This is a genomic window from Paenibacillus sp. yr247 (assembly GCF_900103825.1).
Taxonomy (GTDB): Bacteria; Bacillota; Bacilli; order Paenibacillales; family NBRC-103111; genus Paenibacillus_E.
This window is the reverse complement of record NZ_FNIF01000035.1, coordinates 1-18,471: the sequence shown is the minus strand read 5'-3', so window position 1 is coordinate 18,471 and position 18,471 is coordinate 1. Positions and strand designations below refer to the sequence as shown.

Sequence of the window (18,471 nt, the reverse complement as noted above, 5' to 3'; positions counted from 1 at the left end):
CGACCCTGACGTCAGTTATTTTTAAATAACATTTTGGTTGAGTACGTTTATAGCTAAATAATCCTGCCCTTTACTCCAACGACAAAGCAGACTGCCACGGCAGTCTGCTTTGTCGTTGGAGGTGAGCAAAATATTACTCATCTTCAGTATCATCGTGGTGAATTTATGTTCATCCGTTCATGACGTTATTTCCACTGATCAGGAATTGGGCTGGTTCTATTTTTGCGCGCGCAGACCAAATGTCTAGCGGTGAGCCTAGCGCGCGTGATAGACTAAACATTAGAAGCGCTTACATCCTCCTTCCCTCCTGACGCCGTTTACAAAGTAGTAAGTGCGGGGATGTAAGCGATCGAAACTGTTCATAGAATAGTACGGTCGCAACGGGAAAAGGAGAGAAAGTTCATGAGGATTAGTAATTTAAATGTAAGCAGACCTTCATTGGGTGGTGAACGTAGATGAAACTCGGCGATCAGAATTATTTTTCGGGTGAGGTAGGCCCTATCTTGGAGGCGGTCGCAGACCGGATGATTCCGAAAGATATATGGCCATCGGCAACCGAAGGGGGAGTTCTGGGATACCTGGAACGTCGTGCAGGCGAGGATGTCGCTACCTGGATGGATTTGATTGAACCCGGACTTCGCGCACTGGATGCAGAAGCAATAGCTCTCCATCGTCGACCGTTTTCGGAACTTTCGGTTAACGAGCAAGATTGGCTGTTAAAGGAACTTGAGCTTGATCGTGTTCGGAACTGGCCCGTTTCGCCTAAACTTTTCTTTGCCACCTTATTGAGTCTGGTTATAGAGGGTTACTATGGAAGTCCTGAGGCTGGCGGGAATCGCGAGGGTAAGTCGTGGGACATGATTGGATTTCGTCCGGGGCCCGTCCCTGAAATCCATGCACCGGTCCCAGAGACCGACCTACCGCAACGGACCTTCGATCAGCTCCGAGACCATTATGATGTTATCGTCGTGGGAGCAGGTGCAGGGGGCTCTGTAGCGGCGGCGGTGCTGGCCGAATCGGGGCTTCGTGTTCTCGTCGTAGAGCGCGGAAGCTGGCTTCGCTACAATCAAGTAGGCAGCGATCATGTTCGCAATCATCGTTTTAGCAAATATGGCCACAACACAGGACCAGGGTTGGAAGGCAATCCCCGCACGATTCTTTTGGCCAACGGAGACGAGCGGATTACAGCCCCCTTTGAAGGCAACTATCATAATAACGCGATGACGTTGGGCGGCGGCACACGGGTCTACGGAGCACAGGCATGGAGATTTCATCCGGATGACTTTCGTATGGCGACTCGCTATGGGATTCCGGACGGGAGTTCGCTCAGCGATTGGCCGATTAACTATGATGAACTCGAACCTTATTACGAGCGGGCGGAGTGGGAAGTCGGTGTCTCTGGTGACGGTGATGCCCACACTGGGCGTGGGAGGCGAAATCGCCCTTATCCAATGCCGGCGCTGCCAAAGACGCTGGAAGCAGAACGATTGGCTCGGGCGGCAGTGAAACTCGGATGGGACGTGGGGCCTGTTCCTCTCCTCATCAACTCAGTCGAACGTGACGGTCGACCTGCCTGTGGGCGGTGCGGCCAGTGTGTCGGGTTTGCCTGCCCGACCAATAGCAAGAACGGCGGCCACAATACGATGTTATTGAGGGCCATCGCTACCGGTAACTGCGACCTGATTTGCGATACCTTGGTGGAGCGAATCGACACCGAGGCAGGAAGGCACGCCACTGGGGTTCGCCTTGTGCAATCGGCTGCGGGCTCTATCCAACGTCTGCAGGTGCGAGCAGGACACGTGGTGGTTGCAGCCGGAGCCATCGAAAGTGCGCGCCTACTCCTCTATTCGGCAAGCGATGCAGAACCACAAGGAGTAGGCAATCGGTACGGACAAGTAGGAAGGAACCTTCAGGGTCATGTCTATTCTGGTGCCTACGCCCTCTTTGACGAGCCAGTTCAAGACGGTCTCGGACCTGGGGTGAGTATTGCCACCTGTCGCTTTGCCCATGGTAACGGGAGCGGGATTGTCGGGGGTGGGATGCTTGCCAACGAGTTCATCTGGCTTCCGCTTGTTCACTGGTATCGAGCACTTGCTCCGGATGCGGCGCGATGGGGGAGCGCAGGCAAGGAAACGATGCGCGAGAGCTACTTGCGCACTAGTCATGTTCAGGGACCGATCCAGGATATTCCTACCCCCGAGGCAAGAGTGCTGCTCTCCCCAACGGTCAAAGATCGCTTCGGAATGCCAGTGGCTCAACTCTCGGGAAGTGTCCATCCCGAGTCTCTTAGAGCCGCAGCCATGCTGGCAGAGCAAGCGGAGGCTTGGCTCTGGGCTGCCGGAGCACGTCAGGTTTGGCGAACCCGGCCAGGTGGAGAGCTTAGTGCTGGGCAGCATCAGGCGGGAACACTGCGCATGGGTGATGACCCTTCAACATCAGTCACCGACCCCTCCGGTCGCGTACACGGATACGACAATCTCTGGGTGAGCGACGGCTCCGTACACGTGACCAATGGTGGCGTTAACCCGGTGTTGACGATTCTTTCCTTGGCTTTCCGCACAGCAGAAAACCTGGTTAAACAAGGATAGCGATTTGCTGGGAACGGATACGTGGATGTAATATTCACACCGCTTTCGCTTTCTTTGCAAGGAACGAAGCTCACTTATACTTTAGGCTCGAACACGGCGTCTGATAACGGAAAAGCCAGTAAGTTGGGCATGGGTGCCGTAATGGTAGAAGGTTAAAAAAACAGAATCAAACATGAAACGGTACCCTGCTAAAGTCGGCGGGGTACCGTTTCATTTAGAGAATGCGAAACGCATTTGGGTTCAATCCGAACTTCCTTCTTCAACTAAACTCCCTCTATGGAGAATCTCTTTTCTGTTAAATGCTTATCTAGACCATCCTCTTTTAAAAATGGATATTGTGTTAAAGTATGTTCCCACTTTTGGATCTCCACTTTCTCTAAACCGAATGAGCTTGTTACACAGCGCGATGAGTAAGCGCTTTCTGCCTCTCTTCGTAATCTTGGTCTGCCCTTTGTGTTTGCCCGATGTGTTTTTTTTAAGTTCAGCCCGCCGAGTTCTATGATCTTCTTGGGATGTCGGTACTGTCAGATGTCATCAACTTCAGCGAGGAATCCAGCTATAGTATCCCGACAACTCTTCTTCTTACTGATGGTCGGTTTTTGTCGTTACCTATTCTAGTATAAAAGACATATAGGCAAGTGATAGAATTCAAGTTATACTGGCTTTGAAACAAAATTTCATGGAATTTCATTTATTAGTATGAATTTTGAAATTTTATTTCAAAAAATGCGGTACGAAGGAGAGAGTTAAAGTAAATGAAACAAATTGTCTTCCGCCCTCTTATTTTGTTCTTCTGTATTCTTTTGGCATTCAGTTATGTAAGCGCTGTATCGGCTGCTTATGGAGAGACGACTGATCTGTCCCCGTTAAAAGAAAAGATCGTTTCAAAAAATACGGCTAACCGTACTCTGGAGCTAGAATTCACAGGCACTCTTCCATTATCTGATAGTGCAGAAGTCTTTCAAAATGTGAATGGACAATGGTTTACCAAAAGCTTAAGCGATGTCATGGTCGGCGCAAAAAATGCGGAGGTTTTCAAGAATGCGGCCGGTCAAATTTCCCGGATTGTCCTTCAAGGCGAAACTCCGATGAACGTGATGCGTGTCGGGATTCGTGCTGATATTTCTAACATCGCAGATATGACACAGCTGAACCACGCCAAAGTGGATCTCCGATCGGCGCAAGGATTCCAGTTGACGGATAAAATCGCCGGACAATCTTTTGAAATAGCAGCCGGAAGCCTGCTTTCCGTTTCCCCTGACAACGGTAAAATGAAAGTAACCGTGAATGATGTAGAAGTGTACCGAACCTCTAACAGACTCTACGCAATTCCCGCCAGCAGTACTTCCATGTTGCAAATAGCTTCCATAAAAAGAGCTCTAAGCGCTCCTCCTCAATACCGGGGTGTCATGGAACTGTTCTTGAACCCCGCCCAAGATAAGCTGCGCGTAATCAACGAAGTGGGAATGGAAGAATACTTATATCAGGTCGTACCAAGTGAAATGCCATCCAGTTTCGGATTGGAGGCATTAAAAGCGCAAGCCGTGGCTGCAAGAACTTACGCGCTAACTGATTTTTTATCCAGCCGTTTCGCAGACCAAGGTTTCCATATTGATGATAGTACGCTTAGCCAAGTCTATAACAATCAACTAGAAAATGCATTGACTACTCAAGCGATCAACGGGACTGCAGGCCAGATCATGAAGAGCGGTCAGGACTTGGTTGACGCCCGCTTCTATTCAACTTCCGGCGGGTTCGGAGCTTCCAAGCATGAAGTATGGTCAGACTTCGTTACCAATCAGTTCCCTGGAACTCCGCTTCCATATTTAACAGCAGGAAGTTATACCTTCGATACGGCTGACAGCAGCAAGCTGTTCCAATTGAATACACAAGATGAAGCGGCAGTTGGAGCCTTTTACAAAAACCTTTCTTATAAGGGCTATGACTCCGATTCCTTATATTTCCGTTGGAAAGTGGGTCTGACAAAACAGGAGCTAGAAAAAACGATCAACGCCAACCTGGGTTTGAGGTATGCTGCAGACCCTAACTTCATCCTCACCCTTACTGCAGACGGCTCGTTCCAAAGCCTCCCGATTCCTGCCGAAGGGATTGGAACTTTCAAAACGATGTATGTAGCCAAACGAGGCGCTGGAGGCAATCTCACAGAACTTGTTGTGGAAGGCAGCACCGGTACATACAAGATCATTAAAGAGTTCAACATCCGGTTTACAATCCGGCCGAGTAAAATCTTTACTGGAGGACCTGACATTTTAGCTTTTCGGGCTAAAGGCGGCGCAACGGATTATGACCCAAGTGCAATTCTTAAAAATCCAAGCATCCTATACTCCGCTTTCTTTACTTTTGACATTGCCAAAGATGCTAACGGTGTAGTGACGGGCGTAACCTTCTTTGGAGGGGGCAACGGCCATGGCGTAGGTATGAGCCAATTCGGCGCCTCGATGCTTGGAGGTAAGGGCTGGACTTATGACAAGATCTTGAATGTTTATTACCCTAACATGCAATTCCATAATTACAACAATAGCAGCCTAGTCTTAACCGGCATTTCGGCAAATGGACCGAGCGTGCTTAAGGCTGGAGAATCTTCACTGCTGAAGGTGAGCGGCCAATACACAAACGGATCCAGCTCTAACATCGTTTCCGGAGTAAGCTTTACTTCAAGCGCATCCGAGGTTGCTTCCGTTGTCGCTGACGGTACCTTAACTGCTCATAAAGCGGGCAGAACCATTGTGACAGCCACTTACAACGGTAAATCCGCTCAGATCGAAGTACAAGTTGTACCAGCCATACCTGTTAGCATCCAAATTACTGGGTTGCCGGAGAAGCTTAAAACCGGAGAAACGGCTCATCTAACAGCAACAGGAACTTATGCAGATGGCTCTACTGCGGACTTAACTGCATACGCTGCTTTTACATCCAGCGATGTACAGAAAGCAATCCTTACTAATAGCGGTGAGTTGCGCACCTTAGCAAAGGGAGAAGTGACCGTACTCGCTTCATATGAAGGAGTAACGAGTCCTGCAGTATCTGTGAAAATACACGGTAACTTTAACGATAAAGATAACTAAAATGAGATAAAACAGCCTGCCAAAACGTTCGATCAAGAACGTTTGGCAGGCTGTTTCACATAATCTCTTAAAAAGGAGTCTTCGTTTCAAGAGCTAACAATGTATCAGATTTCTTATTACTCTCATTTCAGTTGTAATTTGAGATGAACCATGTGTTAGTTCAGTCTTCTCTTCTCCACAGCCCTCCTAAACAAGGTATGAACCCGCTCGCTGTATAGAATGCAGTAAGCTTTGAATCATAAGTTAAAGTACAATCTCTAACCCGACACGCTCCGCTCCTCAAGTAATTTCATTACTAAGGCTTGTCCGATTCCTTTCTTCTGAAATTGCGGATGTACAATTATGTCTTCCATGTAGCCATGCTGCAATCCCATCCCAGCAATGTAGCCGAATGCTATAAGCTCATTTTTTGCATCTCTGCATCAAGCCCAAAAGTTGCAACGCTCGAATAACATTGGGTAATCAGAGTGTGTCGACCAATCCTGCAAGTAGTATAGAAGGCAGCCGATTCAATCTGGTTGATGCAGCGGAAAAGTTACATCATAGAATTCTAAACAGCAGCGCATCCTTGACAAAGAAAAAAGCATAATCCCTGCACAAGGAATATGCTTTATAACCGGACAGTAACTTCGGTTCCATCATTAAGTTTAGTTTCTACTACTAGTAAGCCTTTATGTTCTGATAAGGCCTGCAGCAATGGTTTCAAATCTTTATTATTTATATGAGGAACTTTAAAGCTCTTTCCCTCTTTTTCTATCGCTTTATTCGCAAATCGTAACAACCTTTTCGATGTTAGGATCATACTAAGCATCGTTAAAATAGGGTATGGGACAGGAACTATAAATTTTTTATCTTTCGTTCTAATTCTAATCTTAATCATATGATCACTCAATCACAACGAACACTTTTTCACCGCTAGCCAAGGTAATATCGACAATCTGTCCGTCCAATTCATTTTCAATGGCTTCGATTAACAAGTCAATGTTAATATCCTTGACATATTTTTCAGATTCAGGAATCTTCTCCGCAATGCTAGTTCCGACTTTTAAAACGGCTTTAACAAGTTTAATTGGTAAATTAACGTTTACGTTGTCACCCGCCTCCGAAGTAACTCTAATTTTCAGCATTTTATTAACATAAGGTTTGTCCTTGCTTAATTGGATAGTTCTATTTTTCCCTTGCATTACGTTAATCAATTCAGTCGCTTTTTCCTTATCGATTTTCCCATCTTCCACCATCGTTAATACTCTTGAAATCTCGTCCTTCATTTATAAGATTCCTCCTCTTTTAATAACAAAATAGCCTCATCTGCAATGATTTCACCTTTTTCAAGCATTGAGACAATCTTTTTCCTATCGATTTCAGATTTCTTATTGGGGGTAAAACCAAGGGAAAAAATGATGTCATCTAATTTCCCTCGAACGGTTGGATAGGAAATCCCCAGTTCTTTTTCAACTTCCTTAATGTTTCCACGGCATTTTAGAAAAATTTCAATAAAGTGAAGCTGTACCTGGCCAAGTGAGGCAAATTTGGAAAGCTCAAATTCATTTTCGATTTTTGTATGACAATGGGAGCATTGTAACCTTGTAATTTTTAATTGGTTGCTGCAAACCGGACAATTTGTAATTAGAGGGTGAGACATAATTCTCTCCTTTCCTAATATTAACCATATTCATACAGTATATTTTTATGATCTTAAAGCTGAAATTAAAATAATTTAAAAACATGATAAAAAAATTAATTTTTATTATACAGGAATCAATTTCATAATGTTTTTGTTGAAACCCGAAGTAAGCCGTTCATGCAGCGCAAGACCAGCGCATGAAAATGAAAAAAAGAGATTAAAACCGTCAATAATGCTACTACGGCTGGGAGAGGAAGGTCGATCAACTATGGTACGTTAGAGCCTATCCATTAGTCTGACTCCAACGACCAGCCCCTCAATATTCTAAGCCGTAGAAGGATTATTTTAATGGATATAATCAATGAACGAGCATGTACCATGGATGTCCATAAGGATTCCATTACTGTATGTACAGTGACATCCGAAGGAAAGGAGATTCAAACGTTCTCTATTAAACCCGTATTTCTACTCCAGTTAATCGACTGGATTAAAAAGCATGGTTGTACTCACGTAGCGCTGGAGAGTACAGGCATATTTTGGAAAGAGTTCCATAAACGTCACGCTGCTCAAATCGCGAAAAGCGGAATGGAAATAGTTTACTAGCGAGATAGGAAAGATGTTTATAACAACTACCCCCTATCGGACACCGCAGGTTTATTAGCAGCTTCGAGTTATGCTATTTTCGTGTTGAGCCGCTCTTTTGCCGTATCAATAAGGAATGCGTGCCTTGCTCGCAAACTGTACCGTCACGAATGAAAAGAATATCATCCATGACTTCTAATCCATCCAGCTTATGTGTAATCCAAATAACCGTTTTATTCTTCAAAATCGACCGCATCGCTTGCACGAAAGCTTGAGCTGTCAATGGATCCAAACCGGTTGTCGGTTCGTCAAATAAAAAAACGGGCGAGTTTCTGAGCAGTGCGCGGGCTAAAGCCAGCCGCTGCCTCTCTCCTCCCGACAAACGTGCTCCCCACTCTCCGAGAACGGTATCGTAGCCTTGGGGCAGCGCCTCGATTCGATCATGAATGAACGCATTCCTGGCTGCTTGCATGCATTCTTCCCTGCTCGCATTCGGTTCAGCCAAACGTAAGTTCTCCATAACCGTAGCGTTAAATAGCTGCACATGCTGAGTAACAACGGCGAACAAATGACGAACGGTATCTTCCGGCAATTCTTTTATTTCTTTCTCATTTAGCCTGACAGACCCTGCTTGATAAGGCCGAAGCTTTAATAGCAACTGCAAAATCGTGCTTTTGCCTGCGCCGCTTTCGCCAACGATTGCAACGTGCTTACCTGGGCTCACAGAAAACGTCATTTGTTGAAGCGCAACAGATCCGTCCGCATATTGTAAGGTGCGCGATCAAATATCACTTCAACTGTTTGAAAGGAGGTTCTCCATTGGTCAAACGATTCGGATGATATCGAGTGTCCATCTCCCGTCATTGAGGATACATTCGCTTGATCTGCCAAACGAAATAACCGAAGCCCCGCCGACAGTGTCTGTCCCAGATTCTGAAATGCCGCGGGCAGCGTCGTAACTGCTTCAAAACAGGCTACAGTGACCAACATCAATGTTGGAAGCGCCACACCGCTGATCTTGCCTTGAAATACCAGCGGGATTGACGTGAGCAGAACAAGCCACATCGCCAGCCGGGCTGATCCCATAATGGCAGCCCCTGAGCCCGAAGCGATCCGATGGATCCTAGAGTGCAGTCCATCCATATGAAGCTGGGTTTTCTCTAATTGTTGAATGTGTTCGTCCGCTCTTCCAAACGCGATCAATTCAGAGAGCCCCATCACGAGATCAGAGGTTCCCGCGAATAATTCTGCGCGTTCTTTCACCAATGACATCCCATACAAGCGTCCAATTTTATGGCTATAATAAGGAACTCCTAGCCCTGCTGCAAGCATCATTACTACGAGAATATAACCCAGTCGAAGATCATACCAGGCCAAAACTCCAAATCCGAGACCCATTGTCAATACGGCAACAATCGGCGGCGAAATCACACGTAAAAATACATTCTGCATTTGATCTACATCGCAGATAACGGATCCAAGTACATCCCCGCTTCGTTCCTTCTCCAGCAAATCGGCCCCCCGGGGTTCCAAGCACCCATACAGCCATACTCGGATATTAGACAGTATCCGAAACGTAAGATCATGGGATACGAGCCGTTCCAAATAACGGAACACGCCTCTTGACAAACCAAAGAATCGAACACCAACGATAGGCAGCCATAACAATAATATTGTCTCCGGATGAAGAGCTGCGGAGGCGATTAAATAACCGGAAGTTCCCATAAGTCCGATATTGGCTCCGAGTGTGAGAAACCCGAGCACAATTGCCAAAGCTGTTTGCAGCCGGTAAGGCTTCATGAATAGCAGAATACGCCGAAATGTGCTCATCCGGCAATTCCCTCCTGATTTCCTGCATTTGACTCGATGTCATGCACCTCTCCATCGGCCATCATCATATCTGCATACATAATATTGTCGGTCATCAAGGTATTATGATTGCCGTAAGCTGCCATTTTGCCAGCCTGGAGCATAAGGATACAATCTTCGGAACGAACCATATCCCATTGATGGGTAACTAAAATGGTTGTACGATCCGTTCCCCATTGTTCCAATGACTTTTTCACGAGCTCCTTATTCTCCATATCGAGCCCTGCTGTCGGTTCATCCAATAGCAGACAAGGAGCTTCTTTCAGCAGCATTCTGGATATAGCTAATCGCTGAACTTGTCCGCCGCTAAGCCGCAATTGTTCCGACAATACGGTATCGTAGCCTTGGGGAAGCTCGCGAATGAATGAATCTGCGATTACCAAGCAAGCCGCATAGATTTTCAGGGTAGTTGAATGATGATTGTTATTTAAGAAAGCTGACTTTATCTTCAAACCCTTTTTGAATTGCAAGGTCAAGAGCAGTTTATCCATACTTATTAACTATATTTTTGTCAGAGCCGTTTTACACTTAAAGCGCAACAATTTCCAATTCTCCCCCTCTTGAAGCTCCCATTAATGCTGTATGACCGAATACAGTTTCTGCAAAATTAATGTTTTTTGTGAAAGGTATGAGAATTTTAACAATATCCTTATAACCCTTGTATGCAGCATCAATTAGAGCAGTCATCCCTCTATTTGAATCGCCAATATCCGGGTTCGCCCCTGCAAATAATAAAATTTGAACCAGCTTGGGCTGATTATAATGTGTGGCAAGTCTAATTAATGGGCTATATTGAATAAATGTATTTGGATCTACGCTTGATGTTAGGGCTCTTATTAATTCTGTATCTTCACCATTCTTCAAAATATTTTCAAGCTTTTCATCGTTTTTCACTATCATTCATCACCAATGCTTATATATCATTTCTAACTATATTACTGTAATCAGAAATCTGTGTCCTGTATCCCAGCATTTATCATAATTAACGGAGAAGGCTGCCGTTATTAGCGTTGTCGGCAGCCTTCTCCAAATTAAGCTGAAGTTCCGTTATAAACGATTATTTTCTTTAAACAACAATGCTTTCATTACAAAACGAGGCAAAATTAATTGTCTTCGCCATCTAAAAGGTTGATTATTAATCGATAAAGCCATTCCACATTTAACCTCTGCCATATAACTGGTGCTCTTTTTACTGTCCCGGCAATGATATCGAGACTTCCTCCAACGCCAATAGCAACCCTAACATTTAATTTGTTTTTAAACTTATGTATCCAAAATTCAGCTTTTGGGGCTCCAAGTGCAACTACTAAAACATCGGGACTCAAGGTCGCAATTTCTTCTGCAATTTGTACCTCATCCCTCTGATCAAAAAAGCCCTGCTGTCTACCCAAAACGGATATGTTTGGGTAAGTCATACTTATTACTTCTGCAGCCTTTTTACTAGTCATCTCGTTCGCGCCCAGAAAATAAAACGACCAATTATTTCTATTCCCTATCTCCAATAAATTGATTAGAAGATCACATCCTGTAACACGTTCGGGAAGTGGATTCCCTTTTAAACGGGAGACCATGACAATACCAGCTCCATCCGCGGTAAGGTGACCCGCCTCATCTATTATGGAACGGAGCAGTGGATCATGTTGACAGGACATGGTGATTTCTGGATTTAGTGTTACCACATGGAACAGTTCCGCTTTTTTTTCCGTTATTACTTGGTCAATTATGTGGACTGTATCTTCCATAGTTATTTTCGGTACTGGAATTCCCATTATTTGCGAACAGTTCTCCATTGAATCCACCTTTGGCTTTTTAACCACAATTTAACGTAAAGGATTACTTCAAACTATCCTGCCTTCCGTATTATCAGGTTAAAGCTAACTCTTAACGGCCCTATCCACTGGAAGTATCCGCCACGCTCTACTGCCCTTTACTTTAATAAACAAAAGAGGAGCGACCTCATTTTGATTTTCCTTGTAATTTAGTTTGATACCACTTGTAGTTGCCTTGCAAGGAATTCGTGGAAAGCTACCACGATAGAACGCGCCTTCCTAAGCTTAAATGAATGCCGTGAAGTTATCATTTATACATTCATCAAAAGCGCTTATGCTCATTCATTTGTTATTTTTATTATAATTAATGTTATTATTATTGTTGTTGCCTTCGCTGTGAGGAAACGACCACTTGAGTCGATGCGGTTGTTGTGTTTCCGGCTAAACAGGTTACTGTGTAAGTGATAGTATAAATTCGGCCGCTGCCTTTACCGGATCGCTCCGCGCGGAGGTTGAACGATGTGTCGTATGTTCCGATCACCGCGTCTTGAATGTCGTTCGTCGTATCGCCGTCACCGAGCCCGTTGTCAGGATCATTTGACGAGATCGAGGTCAGCAAGACGGATGCGATATCGGAGCCGGTTCCATCCGCATAAACGCTCACCCTCAAAAAATCGTCACCGCAGGCTTTTTTTGACAACGCTTTCAATGGTGCAATCACGGAAGACGGGAATTGCGGTCACTGCATTGGAACAAAAATCCTGTTCTCAATGCTTTATCTTTAGACATTGACTTTTAGATAATAGATGTCTTGTAATGCACCTCCTTTTCTTAATTTAACTAGATGGATCCTCCTCCTCCAACGAATCCAACATGTAAAAACCGCCGCTACGGGTTCTTGCAAATAAGAAAAGCATTATTGTAAGTAAAGCAGACCTCAGTCTGCTCACATTGAGCGTGGGGTTACCCGTTGTCCCCATCGGTGATTTATTCAAACTCCCTCCTGTTCGGTAATAGGGATATGAGCTCGCTAAGATTCATCCCGTCCTGGGGAACAAGCTTCCGCCAATAGTCGACCGAGCTTCGCATACCACGGAGAACAGCTTGATTCGTCTGGCTCGTTCCCGCAAAGATTTCCAGCGTCAAATAGACCTCGGCGCACCTTGGAGGCAATCCGTCCGCATGCTCCCTCCCGTAAGCCCGGGCGATCGCGCGCAGCACCTCGGCTCCATCAATAATCCCTTTCCCGTTGTTCTCCGCGTTGAACGGCCGATGAGCGGACGCGAAGCCGTCCGTCTGCTGCAAATGGACGATCGGCGAGTAACTGCCCAATGTTTCCAGCCAAATGTAAGGATCGCCGTCCTCGTATTCGGCGAACAGATGCGGATGCCGATCGAAATCTTGCAACAATTGTTCGATCCGCTCGTCTTCGCTCGCGCCCGATTCGGCGGCTAGTTCATCAAAGAGGCGATAGGCCGACGACGACCCGAGCCACAAGGGGAGCGATTGCGCCCCTTGGCCGGTTCTAATTCTTCTTGCGAATTCCTTGATTTGATCGCAGCTCGGCTTCAGGAATCGGCGCTGCCCAGTTTGATGGCCGGTATCGATCGTCAGGTAGAATGGCCGTCCGCATATCGCCTGAACGGATTTCAGCAGTTTCTCCGCTCCTTTGACCGTCCACGGGATTTGGTGGGGCGAATACATTTGCTCCACCCCGCTGGCGGGAATGCCGAGCTCGGCGCAATATTCCGCCATTTCTGCTAAAGAGCCGTACAGCTCATGTTCCATCTCGGTATAAGCCGCTGGGTCCTGGAGCACCGCGTCTGCGAAAGCATGGCAGTAAAAGCCGATTCCCGCCGACAGCCCGGAGGCGATATCCGCCATCGGCTTCAGCCAATTGCGCAGCATATGCTCGCGGTTGCGAGGATCCGTATGCGTTAAGCCAAGCGTTGAATAGGTGCCGTGACCGGAGTACACATTGGCGATTTGCGCCCCGTGGGCGAGGCTCGCTTCATTCACTTCGCGGATCCAGTCCGATAAATATTCTTTGCTGCAGTATAAAGGATCGCATTCGTTATCCGCGCTCGCTTCGATAAATCGGACGCCCATGGACCGGATTAGTCTAATCCATTCGGAAGGCCGAGTCCATCTCTTGGACGCGAAGCAATTATCGATCGACAAAAAAATGCGCGGATCAGTCGCCATGTCTGTCATCTTTAACCCACTCGCTTTCTTGGCAGCATTTTGCGCAGCAGCCTGGAAGCTGTACGCTCGCATGTGGTGTTTTAATACATATCCAAATACTTGCGCCATTCCCATAGGAACAACCGGAGTGACCATCGCAACTTTATTCCAAAACCGCTATAACTATAAATTTTTTGGGATGATCCGATACACCTTTCCCGCTTCCGTCAGAAACTCGACATGCTGGTTATGATCATCTCCCGTCGTTAACACCGACCCACTGTCGGCATCGATGACCCGCAGAGGAACCGATGCACGCACGCGGCAATGTGTACCCAAACGAGATACAATTTCGGCCTCCGCAAGCTTCATCCGTTCCCATTTCACGCTGACCTCAAAGCCGCCCCGAGCACGTAAGCCGCTTATGCTGCCCGTTGGCCACGCATCCGGCAAGGCAGGCAACAGCTCAATCGCCTCGTGATGTGATTGCAGGAGCATTTCCGCGATGCCCGCGGTTACGCCGAAATTACCGTCGATCTGAAAAGGAGGATGGGCATCCAATAAGTTGACGTAAACCCCTCCGTGATGGTAGTTCACCCCATCCTCTTTCACCAACCGAAGCAAATTAGGGAATAGAGCAGCTGCCCGGTTCCCGTCTCCCAATCGCGCCCAAAGGCATACTTTCCACGCCAAGCTCCAGCCCGTGCCATCGTCCCCCCTGATGTCCAAAGAGCGCCTTGCCGCCGCAAACAGTTCCGGATTATGCTCTGAACCTAGCTGACGTCCCGGGTAGACCCCGAACAAATGTGAGACATGCCGGTGATAAGGATCCGTGTCGTCAAAATCGACGCTCCACTCCTGAAGTCGGCCCTCTCTGCCGATTTGCAGCGGCAGTAGCCTGTCTCTTGCGGAGCGCAGCTCAGCGCAGAACTCCTCATCTGTACGCAAAATTTCCGTCGCTTCGATACAGTTGCTGAACAGCTCCCACAGCAGCATAAGATCCATCGTGGCTGCCGTGCTGACCCCGCTTGCCTGACTGACTCCCACTTTGAATTTATTCTCTGGCGACGTGGAAGGCCCGGTGACCAAATACCCTTGCTCATTAGAGAACGTCCAGTCCAAAGCGAATAACGCTGCCCCCTTCAATAGCGGATAGGCGTAATCGCGCAAAAACGATTCGTCGCGGTTGAACAAATAATGCTCCCATAGATGCTGGGTGGACCATACCCCACCCATCGGCCAAAACGCCCAAGTCGGATCTCCGTTCCCGAAGTCGCCGACCGGTGCCGTATGCGCCCAAATGTCCGAATTGTGATGGGACGTCCACCCTCTGCAGCCGTAGTTAATCGCCGCGGTCTCTGCTCCGTTCTTGGCCAATCTGCCGACGAAGGAAAGAAACGGCTCGTGACACTCGGACAGATTGCACGTTTCCGCCGGCCAATAATTCATCTGCGCGTTAATATTCATTGTGTAGTTGCTGCTCCAAGGCGGACGCACATCGCGGTTCCATATTCCTTGCAAATTCGTCGGCTGCGTACCGCTCCGAGAACTGGCGATCATTAGATAACGCCCGTAATGAAACAGCAGCTCAATCAGCGCTTTGCTCTGGCTCCCCTGTTCGGCGATAAGCTGATCGGTAGGAATAGCGGCTTCCTCGGGTGCAGGGCCTATATCCAGCTTTACTCTATCGAAGAGACTGCGATAATCGTCCGTATGGGAAGCGTAGAGCTGCCCGAACGGTTGCCGAAGTGCCGCGTCCATATAGGAGGAGACGAGCTCCGCGGGATTTTTCCCCTGCGAGCCGGGCTGTTTATCAAAACCGTTAAAGCTGGTAGCTGCGCAAAAAAACAGGGTAACGTCGGTCGCACCTGAAATATGTAGGCCATCATGATCGCCAATCACATTTCCTTCCGCGACGCGCGCGCTCACTTTCCCTACGAATCGCATCGCTTCGCTCGTGTCCGGATCTGCATAGATGAGCGGATTGGAAGTGTTGAAGTAATTAGGGTCGGCGTGCTCCGGAGCCATGCCATGCAACATCCATTCCTTCCCGCTCCAGGAAGTGTGAAAAGGAAGCTGGCTATCCAGTCGGGCCGTAAAAGAGATTACTCCGGGACGGCTGGCTTCGATATGCATCACAAGCGATTGATCGGGATGCGACACGAAGCAGGTTCGAGTATACATGATTTCGCCGATACGGTAAGTGACCTTGGTAACGGCATTCTGCAAATCCAGACTGCGCGTATAATCAGCACCTACATCTCCATGGCGGAAGCGCAAACTCAATTCGCCGAAAGGCAAGTACGATTGCGTGTACGGACCGAGCATGTGCCGGCACTCGTTCTCCGCATCGACATAACGACTTTCCCGCAGCAGGTTTCGTACTTTGCCCAGCGCTTCTTTTGCTTGCGGATTATTCCCATCCTTCGGCAAGCCGGACCATAGCGTATCTTCGTTAAGCTGAAGCCGCTCCGTCTCGATGCCGCCGAATACCATAGCCCCAATACGGCCGTTGCCGATCGGCAGCGCTTCGTTCCAGTTGTGTGCGGGTTGGCGATAGAATAACGTTTGCATGTGTTCAACCTCCAATTAAGCTTATTGATACTGCAATTGTTTCGCTTCAACCTTTCAAAGCCGAACTGATCCTCAATGCGCGTTCCACTTATTTGTTGTATACAGCTGGTTATTCATCTCGAGAAAAGCTGCCGCCTCTACATCCGGGAAAAATAGCAAATCCAAATCCAACCGAGTATCAACTTGGGTAACCAAGTATTGATTAGTGAATTCATCCTGGATCGTATTCCGATCTACTGGAACGATTTTATTTAAATTTACTGTAATGATGTTTGCACAATTTTCGGCATTCAGAATTGATTCTTATATCCGGGTGACAATCAACTGCGATTCGCTTGCTACATTTGCAACTGTTTTATTAATGACTGAATTCGTAAAAACGTGATTGGAACCATAAGCCAGCACAAACTCTTTGATTCCACAAAGGTCTCATTGCTTCACCATTTAGCATACTTAAATCATGGCTGCCTAGAATTTCAAGAAAACACTTACCAATTCAGAAACATTATATTAATCTGTATCTTTTATTATTTTCAAATCCTTCCGGTAGTTGTCCTGCATATATCGAATGGCTCTCATCATCACTTTGTGAAATTCCCCTATGGGAAAGCCCATATAAACAACCAAATCATTGTTGATCTCCCCTTCTGTTGTGATGAAAATGTAAGAAATCCCAACTACGACTACCCATGATACAAAATGCGTTATATATACGATGGTTTGATCAACATACTTTATCCCGGAATTGCGTTCAATAATCAACAGCGCTCCACTTGCTCGTGAAACTTGTGGAAAAGCGGGAAAAGCGGTTAAACCAGGTTTTAATAATCACTTGCGTCCCCCATGCATAATCATTGAAAGCCGCTCAAAGAGCGCGATGCTTCTGCCGGTCGATTCATGCCGTTTACTAGTTAGTTCCATCACGGGGTGAATAATCTGAGTCTTGGACAGCCTTCAATTTCTTGCTGCGTCCTTAGGCTGAACATATGAAGAAACTTGTTGCGGTAATCCAGAGAGAAAAGCTCTCACCACCTCGACTGTACAACCATGAATGCGTGGGAAGACCAACACGTTGTAGATAAAGTAAAAACTTCGGCAAAAAGAAAATTGTTATTGCTGGCCTAAGTATTCGATGACTCTGCAATGGGAAAATCTGAATGTACAATCCATTGTCAAAAAAGTGTATGGCAACCAAGTATATCCTTAAAATAAAAAAACGCGCTGTGCGCGAATCGCTGTGGATGTATGTTCTTCCCCTCTTACAATCATCTCATCTTTATTGTCCGTTCGGCGACACAAACATACCACTTTTGCTATACAAATATATGCTCTTCAATGATACTTCAATAACTCCCAATCTCATCTATGTATTATTAATGTCTCCGTAACACGGCTTCAAGGAGCGTAAATTCTAATCCCTTTAGTTGCATGTGGTTTGGAAAACGCGAGGAATAGCTCGAGCAAGCTGTTCCTCGCGCAGATGACTTATTTCCAAAGCTTCAGTCTGGCTTGATAATTGTCATTAATGATCTTTTCAACTTTCTCGCTTCCTGCAGCCTTCATGCCGGCCAACATCGTATCGAAGGTTTTGACCGCTGAGGACTGCCGCATCCTGAATGGTTTACCGTATCGCCATCGCCGAGCCCGTTGTCAGGCTCATTCGATGCGATAGAATTCAGCACGACGGAAGCGATAGCGGAGCCTGTTCCATCCGCATATACGCTCGCTGTGACCTTCATATCTTTGCTTCAATATAGGGATTACATCTTCAGGAAGTGTCTACCTTTCCTCAAGCAGTCAGAAATTATTTAAGATCGTTAAGTATTTTTTAGGTTGATGAAAAAATCACGAAGCAAATTCTGCTTCGTGATTTTCGATAAGCTTTTCGATTAATGTCCTTCTTTACCGCCAAACATAGCTTGCGAGTAAATAATGCCTAATCCGTATGCGCCGCCGTGTTCTTTGGCAATATCTGTAGTGGCTTTGTACGTTTCGGAACGAGCCCAGTCACGTTGCAGCTCTAGCAAGTATTGCTCCCATGTGATTGGTGTTGCTCCGGCTTGAATCATGCGTTTAACCGCCATATCGTGCGCTTCTTTCGATACGCCGCCTGAAGTATCGGTTACGATATACACTTCATATCCTTGATCGATCGCGGAAAGAACGGCTGACAAGTCGCACACCTCTGTCCATAG

The 18,471-nt window shown here is 46.7% G+C and carries 19 protein-coding genes and 1 pseudogene; 4 read left to right on the top strand and 16 right to left on the bottom strand.

Features of this window, described 5'->3' with window-relative positions:
- Nucleotides 1–455: 455 nt before the first annotated feature.
- Both BLT91_RS27770 and BLT91_RS33690 read left to right on the top strand, forming a co-directional pair.
- Nucleotides 456–2,588, top strand: coding sequence for a GMC family oxidoreductase (locus BLT91_RS27770; RefSeq protein ID WP_090827213.1), 2,133 nt, complete (start codon nucleotides 456–458; stop codon nucleotides 2,586–2,588).
- Nucleotides 2,589–2,609: 21 nt separating this feature from the next.
- A complete protein-coding gene (locus tag BLT91_RS33690) occupies nucleotides 2,610–2,744 on the top strand; it encodes a hypothetical protein (protein WP_302847562.1) in 135 nt (44 codons plus the stop codon).
- A 258-nt stretch (nucleotides 2,745–3,002) separates the two neighbouring features.
- Here the strand turns inward: BLT91_RS33690 and BLT91_RS33230 are convergent.
- Nucleotides 3,003–3,157, bottom strand: a pseudogene (locus tag BLT91_RS33230) (transposase); the annotation flags it as partial.
- Between the two features lie 186 nt (nucleotides 3,158–3,343).
- Between BLT91_RS33230 and BLT91_RS27765 the strand changes: the two are divergent.
- Nucleotides 3,344–5,674 (top strand): SpoIID/LytB domain-containing protein, encoded by a 2,331-nt coding sequence (locus BLT91_RS27765; protein WP_090827211.1) that lies wholly within the window; start codon nucleotides 3,344–3,346, stop codon nucleotides 5,672–5,674.
- 257 nt (nucleotides 5,675–5,931) lie between these two features.
- Here the strand turns inward: BLT91_RS27765 and BLT91_RS34065 are convergent, their stop codons facing one another.
- From BLT91_RS34065 to BLT91_RS27745, 4 genes are all read right to left on the bottom strand, one after another.
- A complete protein-coding gene (locus BLT91_RS34065; RefSeq protein WP_368086864.1) occupies nucleotides 5,932–6,027 on the bottom strand; it encodes a GNAT family N-acetyltransferase in 96 nt (31 codons plus the stop codon).
- A 257-nt stretch (nucleotides 6,028–6,284) separates the two neighbouring features.
- Nucleotides 6,285–6,554, bottom strand: coding sequence for a hypothetical protein (locus tag BLT91_RS27755; protein WP_090827249.1), 270 nt, complete (start codon nucleotides 6,552–6,554; stop codon nucleotides 6,285–6,287).
- Nucleotides 6,555–6,558: 4 nt separating this feature from the next.
- Nucleotides 6,559–6,942, bottom strand: a complete 384-nt coding sequence (locus BLT91_RS27750; RefSeq protein ID WP_090827207.1) for an SHOCT-like domain-containing protein — start codon at nucleotides 6,940–6,942, stop codon at nucleotides 6,559–6,561.
- Nucleotides 6,939–7,316, bottom strand: coding sequence for a DUF2089 domain-containing protein (locus tag BLT91_RS27745; RefSeq protein WP_090827205.1), 378 nt, complete (start codon nucleotides 7,314–7,316; stop codon nucleotides 6,939–6,941). Before BLT91_RS27745 ends, BLT91_RS27750 begins: the two co-directional genes overlap by 4 nt.
- A gap of 330 nt (nucleotides 7,317–7,646) precedes the next feature.
- On the opposite strand from BLT91_RS27745, the gene BLT91_RS27740 reads away from it, so the two are divergent.
- Nucleotides 7,647–7,901 (top strand): IS110 family transposase, encoded by a 255-nt coding sequence (locus BLT91_RS27740; RefSeq protein ID WP_090827203.1) that lies wholly within the window; start codon nucleotides 7,647–7,649, stop codon nucleotides 7,899–7,901.
- 73 nt (nucleotides 7,902–7,974) lie between these two features.
- Here the strand turns inward: BLT91_RS27740 and BLT91_RS27735 are convergent, their stop codons facing one another.
- From BLT91_RS27735 to BLT91_RS27690, 11 genes are all read right to left on the bottom strand, one after another.
- Nucleotides 7,975–8,616, bottom strand: coding sequence for an ATP-binding cassette domain-containing protein (locus tag BLT91_RS27735; protein WP_090827201.1), 642 nt, complete (start codon nucleotides 8,614–8,616; stop codon nucleotides 7,975–7,977).
- On the bottom strand, nucleotides 8,613–9,710 hold the full coding sequence (locus tag BLT91_RS27730; RefSeq protein ID WP_090827199.1) for an amino acid ABC transporter ATP-binding/permease protein: 1,098 nt from the start codon (nucleotides 9,708–9,710) through the stop codon (nucleotides 8,613–8,615). Before BLT91_RS27730 ends, BLT91_RS27735 begins: the two co-directional genes overlap by 4 nt.
- Nucleotides 9,707–10,240: an ATP-binding cassette domain-containing protein gene (locus BLT91_RS27725; protein ID WP_090827197.1), complete on the bottom strand. Its 534-nt coding sequence runs from the start codon at nucleotides 10,238–10,240 to the stop codon at nucleotides 9,707–9,709. Before BLT91_RS27725 ends, BLT91_RS27730 begins: the two co-directional genes overlap by 4 nt.
- A gap of 37 nt (nucleotides 10,241–10,277) precedes the next feature.
- A complete protein-coding gene (locus tag BLT91_RS27720; protein WP_175532559.1) occupies nucleotides 10,278–10,643 on the bottom strand; it encodes an ankyrin repeat domain-containing protein in 366 nt (121 codons plus the stop codon).
- A gap of 209 nt (nucleotides 10,644–10,852) precedes the next feature.
- Nucleotides 10,853–11,518, bottom strand: coding sequence for a WecB/TagA/CpsF family glycosyltransferase (locus BLT91_RS27715; RefSeq protein ID WP_254777171.1), 666 nt, complete (start codon nucleotides 11,516–11,518; stop codon nucleotides 10,853–10,855).
- Between the two features lie 376 nt (nucleotides 11,519–11,894).
- Nucleotides 11,895–12,239 carry a hypothetical protein gene (locus BLT91_RS27710; protein ID WP_175532558.1) on the bottom strand — a complete coding sequence of 115 codons (345 nt, stop codon included), beginning with the start codon at nucleotides 12,237–12,239 and terminating at the stop codon, nucleotides 11,895–11,897.
- A 266-nt stretch (nucleotides 12,240–12,505) separates the two neighbouring features.
- On the bottom strand, nucleotides 12,506–13,831 hold the full coding sequence (locus BLT91_RS27705; RefSeq protein WP_141225104.1) for an apurinic/apyrimidinic endonuclease family protein: 1,326 nt from the start codon (nucleotides 13,829–13,831) through the stop codon (nucleotides 12,506–12,508).
- 54 nt (nucleotides 13,832–13,885) lie between these two features.
- Nucleotides 13,886–16,276: a glycoside hydrolase family 95 protein gene (locus BLT91_RS27700; RefSeq protein ID WP_090827188.1), complete on the bottom strand. Its 2,391-nt coding sequence runs from the start codon at nucleotides 16,274–16,276 to the stop codon at nucleotides 13,886–13,888.
- 510 nt (nucleotides 16,277–16,786) lie between these two features.
- Nucleotides 16,787–17,038, bottom strand: a complete 252-nt coding sequence (locus BLT91_RS32055) for a hypothetical protein (protein ID WP_090827186.1) — start codon at nucleotides 17,036–17,038, stop codon at nucleotides 16,787–16,789.
- 797 nt (nucleotides 17,039–17,835) lie between these two features.
- Nucleotides 17,836–18,015 (bottom strand): hypothetical protein, encoded by a 180-nt coding sequence (locus tag BLT91_RS32405; RefSeq protein ID WP_141225103.1) that lies wholly within the window; start codon nucleotides 18,013–18,015, stop codon nucleotides 17,836–17,838.
- Nucleotides 18,016–18,165: 150 nt separating this feature from the next.
- Nucleotides 18,166–18,471, bottom strand: a 306-nt coding sequence (locus tag BLT91_RS27690; RefSeq protein WP_141225102.1) for an isochorismatase family protein, incomplete at its 5' end; no start/stop codon positions are given.